The organism is Cytobacillus massiliigabonensis, assembly GCF_900199725.1.
GTDB lineage: Bacteria > Bacillota > Bacilli > Bacillales > Cytobacillaceae > Cytobacillus > Cytobacillus massiliigabonensis.
On record NZ_LT904903.1, the window covers coordinates 259384 to 269575 of the forward strand.

At 33.5% G+C, this 10192-nt stretch carries 10 protein-coding genes and 5 tRNA genes; 10 read left to right on the forward strand and 5 right to left on the reverse strand.

Features of this window, described 5'->3' with window-relative positions; translation table 11 throughout:
- Positions 1-68 precede the first annotated feature (68 nt).
- The 6 genes from C1726_RS07350 to C1726_RS26120 all read left to right on the forward strand — a co-directional run bounded on the left by C1726_RS07350 (position 69) and on the right by C1726_RS26120 (position 944).
- A tRNA-Gln gene (locus tag C1726_RS07350) sits at positions 69-143 on the forward strand.
- Positions 144-153: 10 nt separating this feature from the next.
- Positions 154-227, forward strand: a tRNA-Cys gene (locus tag C1726_RS07355).
- 10 nt (positions 228-237) lie between these two features.
- A tRNA-Gly gene (locus C1726_RS07360) sits at positions 238-311 on the forward strand.
- Positions 312-327: 16 nt separating this feature from the next.
- Positions 328-404: transfer RNA gene (locus tag C1726_RS07365), tRNA-Ile, on the forward strand.
- 19 nt (positions 405-423) lie between these two features.
- Positions 424-495: transfer RNA gene (locus C1726_RS07370), tRNA-Asn, on the forward strand.
- Positions 496-770: 275 nt separating this feature from the next.
- The gene (locus C1726_RS26120; RefSeq protein WP_180968174.1) at positions 771-944 is read left to right on the forward strand and encodes a hypothetical protein; all 174 of its coding nucleotides are present in this window, start codon (positions 771-773) and stop codon (positions 942-944) included.
- Positions 945-1053: 109 nt separating this feature from the next.
- Here the strand turns inward: C1726_RS26120 and C1726_RS07375 are convergent, their stop codons facing one another.
- The 5 genes from C1726_RS07375 to istA form a co-directional block, all read right to left on the reverse strand.
- Positions 1054-1548: a DinB family protein gene (locus C1726_RS07375; protein ID WP_102273231.1), complete on the reverse strand. Its 495-nt coding sequence runs from the start codon at positions 1546-1548 to the stop codon at positions 1054-1056.
- Between the two features lie 18 nt (positions 1549-1566).
- Positions 1567-2169 (reverse strand): DedA family protein, encoded by a 603-nt coding sequence (locus tag C1726_RS07380; RefSeq protein WP_102272584.1) that lies wholly within the window; start codon positions 2167-2169, stop codon positions 1567-1569.
- A 125-nt stretch (positions 2170-2294) separates the two neighbouring features.
- The gene (locus C1726_RS07385) at positions 2295-2636 is read right to left on the reverse strand and encodes a VOC family protein (protein WP_102272585.1); all 342 of its coding nucleotides are present in this window, start codon (positions 2634-2636) and stop codon (positions 2295-2297) included.
- Between the two features lie 426 nt (positions 2637-3062).
- Positions 3063-3815 (reverse strand): IS21-like element helper ATPase IstB, encoded by a 753-nt coding sequence (gene istB, locus C1726_RS07390; RefSeq protein ID WP_102271268.1) that lies wholly within the window; start codon positions 3813-3815, stop codon positions 3063-3065.
- Complete coding sequence (gene istA, locus C1726_RS07395; RefSeq protein WP_102271267.1) at positions 3808-5097, reverse strand: IS21 family transposase; 1290 nt, start codon at positions 5095-5097, stop codon at positions 3808-3810. Before istA ends, istB begins: the two co-directional genes overlap by 8 nt.
- Positions 5098-6420: 1323 nt before the next feature.
- On the opposite strand from istA, the gene C1726_RS07400 reads away from it, so the two are divergent.
- From C1726_RS07400 to C1726_RS26125, 4 genes are all read left to right on the forward strand, one after another.
- The gene (locus tag C1726_RS07400) at positions 6421-7302 is read left to right on the forward strand and encodes a helix-turn-helix domain-containing protein (protein ID WP_102272586.1); all 882 of its coding nucleotides are present in this window, start codon (positions 6421-6423) and stop codon (positions 7300-7302) included.
- Between the two features lie 458 nt (positions 7303-7760).
- Entirely contained in the window at positions 7761-8330 is a 570-nt protein-coding gene (locus tag C1726_RS07405) for a sigma-70 family RNA polymerase sigma factor (protein WP_235822728.1), read from the forward strand.
- Positions 8315-9694 (forward strand): DUF4179 domain-containing protein, encoded by a 1380-nt coding sequence (locus tag C1726_RS07410; RefSeq protein ID WP_235822729.1) that lies wholly within the window; start codon positions 8315-8317, stop codon positions 9692-9694. Before C1726_RS07405 ends, C1726_RS07410 begins: the two co-directional genes overlap by 16 nt.
- A gap of 79 nt (positions 9695-9773) precedes the next feature.
- Positions 9774-10192, forward strand: a 419-nt coding sequence (locus tag C1726_RS26125) for a helix-turn-helix domain-containing protein (RefSeq protein WP_180968133.1), incomplete at its 3' end; no start/stop codon positions are given.

The window sequence follows — 10192 nt, forward strand, 5'->3', positions numbered from 1 at the left end:
AATTAAATGTTCCTGCGGTGATTAATCATGTGGTTTATTCAAAGATGTAATTCATGATGAAACTTCAATGGGCTATAGCCAAGCGGTAAGGCATCGCACTTTGACTGCGACATGCGTTGGTTCGAATCCAGCTAGCCCAGCCATTTTCTTTAAGGCGGCATAGCCAAGTGGTAAGGCAGAGGTCTGCAAAACCTTTATCACCGGTTCAAATCCGGTTGCTGCCTCCAATTCTCATATGCGGGTGTAGTTTAGTGGTAAAACCACAGCCTTCCAAGCTGTTGTCGAGGGTTCGATTCCCTTCACCCGCTCCATTATTTATGATAGAATGGGCCTATAGCTCAGCTGGTTAGAGCGCACGCCTGATAAGCGTGAGGTCGATGGTTCGAGTCCATTTAGGCCCACCATTAAAATATGTTTTACTTTTCCGCAGTAGCTCAGTGGTAGAGCTATCGGCTGTTAACCGATCGGTCGTAGGTTCGAGTCCTACCTGCGGAGTCAATTTTATATTTGAGGTGTGTAAACTGGACAGCTGATTAACTCCTCAGATGTATGTGGATTTTTATAAAAAATGTAGAAAAGGATTAACTAACATGTCTTTTGAAAGTTAGTAATCCTTTTTTCTATTTAAGAGCCTTCAGATGTATTTTTTAAGGAGATCATAAATTTTGGCTCAAGCGTTTAATCTGTATTCTTTCGTATTCATGTTCTAATTTATGCTTAATTTTTCATAGGATTTATATGGAGAAGCTGTGACTGGAGGGATAATAAAAGTGGAAGCATTTGCAATAATACCGTTTATAATAATGTTTATTATTTATTTTGGTGTCCTTGGTTTTGTAATTTGGCTAGCAGTTACCTTTATTAAAACGCAAAAAGAAAGAAATGTAATTCTAAAAGAAATTTCTAATAAACTTGGCAGTCTTAGTATTGGTACAAAGGAATAGTAATATTATTTTCTGTAAAATTGCATATGATAGTTCAATAAAATTAAGCCCAATTTTATGCAGTTCAACTGTGAAATTGGGCTTTTTGTATTAGGATTTTTTTAATCAACTATTCATTATTAATCTGATTGGCATCCCAGCTTTTTTGCAGCTTCCGGATATAAATGATTTGACCAATATGATAGGCGTTATGGGTAGTTACATTCCCAAGAACTTCCCACCATTTTACTTTTTCAGGGAATCCGCAAACATCACTTTCAACTCTTTCTTCCGTTAGAAGATCCTGCCACTGTAGAAGGACAATCAGTAAGCGTTCTTTTATGTTACTAAAACTTTGATTATCCGGAATAATGAAGCTTTCATTATTATTATCTAATGGTAAAACCGCTTGGACATTCGATTCTTTATATCTCGTTTGCCATGTTTCATTCCAATACAGTAAGTGCTGCACAATTTCTGCGATACTATGACAATCCTTGTTAGGCTTCCAAAAAGCTTCTTTTTCTGTTAAATGTTTAACAGACTCAGCAAAAGGAAGATACCAGCTGGGATCATTTGCATTTGCTAATAACTGATCGGCTATAACATCTTTAACATGAATTATACAGACCACACTCTTTCATTATAAATTTGCAGTTTTTTTATGCTGACGATGACCATATGACTTCCAACTAATAAATAGAATGGTAACAATGATAAGTGCTAAAAGGAGTAGAGTCTGATAGTTAGTAATCATTTTTATTATTGATTCGGTATCACCTGAGTAAAATTGTCCGATGCTTAAAAACAGAAAGGTAGTAGGAGCGATTCCAATCATAGTAAGTAAGGTATATAAATGAAGTTTCATATTAGACATGCCGGCTAGAAAAGGAACAATATTTCCTAAATGAAGAGGACTTGAAATTGCAACACTCCATACGCCATATTTACTGAAAGATGCCTTTGCTCTAGCTAAACTTTCTTTCTTAGCAGCACTCAATCTGTTTTCAACCGAGCTGCCTAATTTATAGCCAAAATAATAGGGAATGTAGCTTCCAATCGAATACAAAAAACTTCCTAGCAGCGAAATCCAGGCAATTTCAAACCAAGTTAAATCAATGATAAAACCAACCGTTACAATAAAGAATGTGCCTATAAAGGGAAACGCGCTACCTTCAATAAACAAAGAAAGCAGAACACCTGTTATTCCCCAACTTTCTATTAGACTCAATAAAAATTCAGTCATCACACTCACTCCAACTTTAAAAAACGAATACTTAAAGCATAAAGGATCTTTAAATTTTCAAATAGATGCTGAAGAAGTAAGTTTAACTAAGTCTTAAGAAGTAGAAGGGGACGCAGTTAACACGTCTATTTTTTTTGTATAAGGGCGAATCCAAGCCCGGTTGGGTCAACTAAGTAGGCAAGAAAAAAATGGTCAAATTCCATTTTGTCTCGTACAATCATGGCACCGCAGCTTTTTGCTTTAGATATAGCTGTATCGATTGAATTCACTTCAATTTGTATGCGAGTGCCGTGCGGATAATCATTTGGACCTTTTGCAATCCCGCCATTCATTTCATTCTTACCTGTTGAAACTTCCCGGTAATCCCAATGAGGATCTGCAATTTCCCAGCCAAAGACAGTAGAATAAAACTTTGCAGCTTTTTCAGGCTCTTGGCTATTTAGTTCAAACCCAATTACTCTTCCCATTCTATTCCCTCTTTCTAAAAATGATTAAAAGTCAATGTTTAAGTATTCTTCTCTCTTTCAACAAATCCCTTCAATGAAAAGCAACACATAGCCTTTGTGTTGTAGTCTGCATGATATTTTAAGGATAAACTTGTATGAGGGGTGAATTGCAAGAATTTTATTGTATTATTAAAGTTAGACAAAGTTAGTCTTTTGAATAACTAATAAGAGGTGACAGAATGGCAAAGCCGAATGTAATTTAAAGGAGAGTTAATCCATTTTGCAAAGCAATGCTTAGTTGATAGTGTTCCTCGATAAGTCAGTTTCATGATGATATATACTACATTAATTGTGTTCCATATTTCTTTAAGTTTTATTTTAAATTTTACTTCTGTATAAATGTCAACCTAAACATGTACATAATTGATCGTTTAAATATGTACAAAATTACTCGGGCTCTTTCGCAAGATGATTCTTTATTCGATAAGATTCTCCAACAATACTAACTACCGTTGCATGGTGTAAAACACGATCTAAGATCGCATTAGCTAGTTTGGAATCCTGAAATATTTCGTCCCAAGACTTGAAATTGATATTGGTGGTTAGGATAGTACTTCTTTTTTCGTACCTGAAATCGATTAGTTGAAAGAATAATTTTGCATCTTCAGCATCAATAGGCAAATATCCGATTTCATCGATAATAAGCAGCTTATACTTGGTATAATGTTTCAACCTTGCTTCTAATCGATTTTCAATTTTAGCTCTTTTTAATTGTTGTAGTAAATCATGACATTTAATAAAATAGGTACTTGTTCGTTTTTTGGCAGCGGCTATTCCAATTGACGTTGCTAAATGAGTTTTTCCTACACCACTAGGTCCTAAAAAGATAATGTTTTCCTTCTCTTCTATGAAACGCAAAGTAAGAAAATCAAGTATTTGTTGTTTATTAATGGATGGTTGAAAATCAAAATCAAATTCATTTATTTCCTTAAGGTGGGGAAATGCCCCCACCTTTACCATGGAATGCATCATGTTCTTCTCACGAACATCGATCTCATAGTTTGTAAGTTTTACGAGTGTCTCCACGAAGGATACCTGATTGCCTACACTATAGTCGATGGTTTCACTTAAATGCTGGATCATTTGCTTGAGTTTCAAATATTCAAGATTTTGCACTAACTGTTGGTAAGAATTATTCATTTTTATACACATCTCCAATTGCCTCTAGATTTTTCTTTGCCAATTCATCAATATCAGGATAGTAGGGAAGAGCTCTACTGAGCTCATCTTTGTAGTGTTCTTCCTTGTAATTGATTTTTTGATGACTTATTTTGTGTTGGACAATTAACTCCGTGTTATAATAAATGAATAATTGATCATCATATGCTTGTAAACCAACTGTCTTTCCTCGATACTCAGCTGGAACTGAGTATTGATTGGATTTATAGGATACCATGTTGGATGAATTTACTTTTACTAGTGTATGGTTGATTCTGTAAGAATCTCTTATTTGTTGCCGTGGTAGGGGCAGTAAGAGATTCTTTTCTCGTTTTAAGGCTAAAATCGGTATTTTTCCAGTCCCCTGATGATAACTATTATTGATTCTTTCTCCGAGTTGCTGTACATACTTGTGAAGTTCTTCTAAACTAAGTTTCCCTTGATAGGCATAGATTTCGTCAAGATATTTCATGGGTGATTCTATTTTCCCTTTTGTTCTTGGCCTTCCTGCGATACAAGGATGTACTTTGAATCCGAAGTCTTCTGCAAATTGAGCGAAACGTTTATTCACTTTCCCTTTGAAATGTTTCGTCCTCGCATCATCCATTATAGTTGCCATATTATCAGTCATGATTTTCTTTGGAACGCCCCCGATAGCTTCAAAGGCTTCTGTCAAAAATGAAAATAGTACACTTTGTGACTTCGATATACTCATATAAAAAGTACGAAATCTTGAAAAAGAAAGTAATAAGACAGCTACGTTGATATAAACAATTTCTCCATCTTTCGTTTCATACCGAAGGTTTTCCTTCCAATCCAGCTGTGCCTGTTCCCCAGGCGGTGTTTCATATCGAATACTAGACGGTGTTGGATTCGTTCTCTTTCCTTCACTAAAATAAGATTGGAACTCCGGCTTACTTTGGATGTATCTACGAAATGATGAAGCTGCACAATCTAATCCATGATTATCTTTTAGGTATTGCCATAGCACTCTTTTGTAATAAAATACTTGTTTTGATTCTTTTGATAAGAGGAGTGAAATAACTCCGTAGAACTTATCAAATTTCGAAGTTTTATTCTTGGTTTTCTTTGGAGTAAACCCATTAAGGTACTTTTCAATGGTCCTCCGGTCCACATTTAATTCCCTAGCTAATTGACTCTTATTAATTCGCATATTTAAATTCTCCATCAGTATTTTTAGTTTCGGTAAGTCTGTAAGACTATTAATCTCAAAATCTGTCTGGATATTCAACGCTATGTACATACTAATCACCTCAAGATTAGTATGAAAAACCGAGTCAAAACTGTACACCTTTATTTAATCATTTTTGTACATATTTAAATTAGCATTTGTACCTCTGTAGTAGACCCCATTTAGAACTATCAATATAGGGGAATATTAAGCTGTTATCTTTATTAATGTTCTTCATACTGTTATTCAAGAAAATATTAAAAAGTTTAAAGAGTACGGAGCTACTATATTATGATTTGTTTTAGGTTCATTTATATTAAACATAAATTACTAAAGCTCCCTTCGTATAAAAATAAGCTTAATCTTTAAGATTAAGCTCAACATGTAAAAAGTTATATTAAATATTATTAGTATAGGAACCCTAGTCTATATATGTATGCTTTAGCGTCTGATTAACAGGTTTTCTTATCAGAGCTGATTGCTTCGCCTTTAAATCTAGCTATATATCTAGTACGTGTTTTCAGAGAGATTCCATAATCAGATGGAGAGACTGTGTCACTTATTCTTCCACTGAAACATAAATAGTTCCTCTACATGCTCCTGTCGATGCAGTATAATTCTCAATAGTACCAGCAAAATTCAAAAGTTTCCCTGATGATTCAGGAATTACAATTCCCCAACGGAAAGATCTTGCACCAGACATCCAATCAATCTTATTGTTCCTGCATAAAAATCATTACGAAAAAAGCAAACAGTTCATATTATTTCCTCCAAGGACTGGATTAAATAATCTGGATTTTTATTTATTTCTCTTATTTTTTGGAAATATATGAATTAATTTGAATTATACTACTATATCTTTTTGGATTCTTATATAATTTCTATATAAATCCATTTTTATTAAGGGGTTTCTTATAAGTAGTATTTAATCAGGTTAATACTACTTATAAGAAAAAATGGGAGTAAAAAATAGCCTCTTTTTGAAAAAATTTATTGGAAAAATTCATGATAATGCCAGCTGGACTTTAACAAGAATTTTAACAATCTAATGTTCAAATGGTAATTCTAGGGTGGTAATTTCATGATTACTTGTTCCGGAATATGTAAGGTTAATTGATAACAACAACCCTAGAGAAAGAATTGAGATTAAGATCTTTTTCATGAGTTATCCAATACCTCCTTTTTACTTATTTAATTCTATAAGGATATAATACAATATTAATGATTTGTTTGATCCTTCGAATTTCTTTAAAAATCGTAGTAAATCTATTAACTATCGTCTTCTATTTCACTATCCTATTACTAATTATGAATATAGGAATATTGAAAGAAAAAGACTGGCTAAGATATAAATGATTCTATTAATTCAAATAATGGGTTGGAGGAGAACCACCAATGTATGATAATAGGATTGGATACGAATTGAAAAAATTACGAGAAAAAATGAGGATTACGCAATCACAATTATGTGAAGGGATTTGCCACCAATCAATGTTAAGTAAAATCGAAAAGGGTGAAACCTATCCATCTGCTCCTATTTTGTATAAACTCTCACAAAGGTTAAATGTGGATATGGAATATTTCTTTGTTGATGCAAATTTAAAAAACTTCGAATACATTAAAGAGACTATTAATTCCATACGTAAAGAAATTAGAAATAAAAATTATGAAGCGGTTAAAGAACTTGTAATTTTAGAAGAATCAAACCCTGATTTTCAAAACTTTGTAGAATTAAAACAATTTCTATGGTGGCATAAAGGAATAGTATTATATTATGTTGATAAGAATCCTTCGCTCGCAATTAAGGAGTTGGAGAATGCTTTATTGTTAAGTAGACCTATTTCTGAAATATACCATATGTATTCAGATAGAGAATTTGAAATAATAAATACTCTTGCTGTAATCTATTCAGAAATTAATGATCATAAAACTTCATTAAACTATTTTCAAAATGCTAGAAGTATAATTAAAAATCAAGCATTAAAAGATGTAAAGATACTGCTTAGAATTGATTATAATATGGCAAAGGTGTTAACAAGACTAAAAAGGTACTCTGAATCAATTAAATTATGCAAGGAAGGAATTAATCAGTGTATTGAAGATAGCTGCATGTATCTCTACGGAGAATTAACTTATCAAATAGGGTACAACTATGAATTAATGGGAGAACGCAAGAAAGCAAAAACATTTTATCAGGATTCATTAGAAATTTTCAAAGTAAGATCAAATAACCATTTCAATGATTACATAAAAAGCAGGATTAAACAACTTTCGTAAAATATTCAATTCTAACGCAGAATTTCATTAAAGTGGAAAACCAAACTATATTAATAATAGGTTTTCCTCTTATAAAATTTAGCTCTGTTATAACTAAATGTTGATTTTACTGTGTTTGAGAAATAAGCGGAAGAATTCCGGTTATTTTAGGAAATAGCGATTTTTCCTTAAAAATAAAGGGAGTTTTTCTGGTTATTGTATCCAAATTTTTGAATTTCGTCTTAATTTAACCAGTTAATCGGAATATCACCGCTTATTTCTGTTTCTTACTCTCCCTTTCTATAAATAGCCGGAAATTCTCCGCTTATAAATTCTCATACATACACGAAAATCAACAATGAAAAATAATAACTATAAGGTTCGTGCAATTTTGTACGGGTCTTTTTTTATATAAAAATGAAACCGGAATGAGTGGTACATCGTCTAAGTACGAATTCAATAAAGGGGGGTGGGAAGCCTTGTATTTAGAAGAGAAAAGCGAATCATATTATGCACTTGCAAAGGAAAAAACGATAGATGCTATTATAGAGGATTTAATGGCTGAGTATGGTACAGAGTTAACCTCGCTTGCTTATTCTTATGTGAAAGACGCGGCACAAGCAAAGGATATCGTGCAAATGGTTTTCATTCGGTGCTATCAGAATCTTCATAAGTTTAAAGGAGAATCATCGGTAAAAACATGGCTATACAGAATTACAAAAAACCAATGTAAGGATTATCTGAAAAGCAGTTATTTTAGAAGGATTTTTTCATTTGCCAAGCTGGAGAAAGAGGAGCTGCTGGAATTAAATCCTGAAGTAAACTTACTGACTAAGGACCGGGAAACACGAGTGAAAAAGATCGTTCTATCATTAAGTCCGAAGTATAAAGAAATTATTTTTTTATATTACTACAAGGATTTTTCAGTAGAGGAAATATCTGAAATACTAAAAATTTCTGCGAATACAGTGAAAACAAGGCTAACGCGGGGAAGAGATCGGCTTAAGAAATTATTAGAAGAAGAGGGATTTGAATGGGAGGATATATGAACGGCGATAAAAAATTACAAAGCAGTGAGCTCTTTGAAGAGATAGCATTTAATCGGGAAGATCAGCTGCAAGTATACGCTAGGCTTAAGGGGAAAAGTGACCGCAGAAGTGTTATTGGAAAAAAGAAAAAGGTATTCATTCCGGCAGTTATTGTACTAATGATTGTAGGTGCAGCTATTTATATGCCATCTAACCCAGTATTAGCTTTAGCCAAACTGCCTTTCTTTGAATCGATCTTTCAATTTTTGGGTGATGGAGGCTTGAAAGGGGCTGCTACAGAAGATAAACAGGATATTCAGCAGCAACAAAGTGAAGATGGTATTAGCATGGAAATTCAGGAAGCGGTTTATGATGGGATAAGGCTATCGATTAGTTATCGTATTAAGTCGGAAGAACCGATTAAGGAATTCAATAGACGTAAGATCAATGCTCATATTCCATTCAACGGGTTTCAAATGGATAAAGTCATTTCAAATGATCAGTTTAAGCAAGTGTCCGATCATGAAGTGATTGGCTATTCTACGTTTACGTATACAGCATCCGAAATGCCAGATGATATCAAGGTTGATTTTCTTTATAGGGGAGCGATAGATTATCATTCTACTAAGAAAAAGGGATTTAGATTTTTATTTGATATTCCAATCAAAAAGACGTCCGAAATTGATACAATCGTACTCAATAAGAAGCAAAGTCATAATGGAGAAGAGCTGACACTTAAAGAAATAAATGTAAGTCCTATCTCAACAACAGTAAAATTACAATATAAGGTGCCTTATAAAAACGATATCTACGTATATTCACCTTCAATTCAGCTCCTGGATCAGAACGGAAAAATGTTTAAGGAACTTCCATTAACAGGGAATAATTGGGTGCCGAAGCAAATCAAGCAAGGAGACCAGTGGTATACGGTTTATGATGCAAGTTTATTATATGAGCAGTTAGATGAAGATACAAAAGAAATTACAATGCGGTTAGTTAAAAACAAAGACCTTTCTAAATATATGAAGCAAAAATTTATCAGCTTGGCTCAAGCAAAGAATCAGTATCTTGATTTTGGCGATATGGGTACAATTAAAATTACTAATATTGACCAAAAAGAGGATTCTACTGTAATTGAGTATGAATATAAAAGCAGCTTTGCCTTTCATTATAATCTTTCACCTCTTTTCTTGAAAGATGTGGAGAGCAAGGGATATAGTGGTATTGAAGTGGAAAGGAAGTACTTAGGAAATGAAACGTACTTGGTTGAGGAGTTATTTATAGGACTGCCTAAAGAAGAACTTTTTGTGAGTTACGTTAAGGGAAAAGCACCTGAATTAGTAGAAGAACTAGAAATAAATGTATCAACGGATGATATGAAATAAGTAAAAAGGACAGGGCGAAAGAGTTTGAACTGCACCCCAATTGTTAGACACAACTAACAATTGGAGGTGCAGTTTTTTTATGGCCAAATATTCATTTGAGTTAAAACTTGAGGCGGTATTAGACTATTTAAATGGAAAAGAGTCTATTCGAGCAGTTGCTAGGCGTTTCAATGTAAGTAAAACCCCCTTAGAAACTTGGATAGCTCAATATAGAGAAAATGGTGAAAATGGATTAATTTCATCCTATACAAACTATGATATTCATTTTAAAATGGACGTACTAAATTATATGAGCGAACTTGGAGCGTCTTTTAAACAAGCAGCGGCTGTGTATAACATTTCTTCTCCTTCTACAATTCTTCAATGGCAAAGGCAGGTTGAAGAATCAGGTGTGGACGCTCTATTTCCAAAGAAAAAGGGGCGTCCATCCATGAAAAAGGAAACAAAAAAATCATTACCTGTAGAGGGTTCAATGGAGGCATTACAAGCTGAAAATGA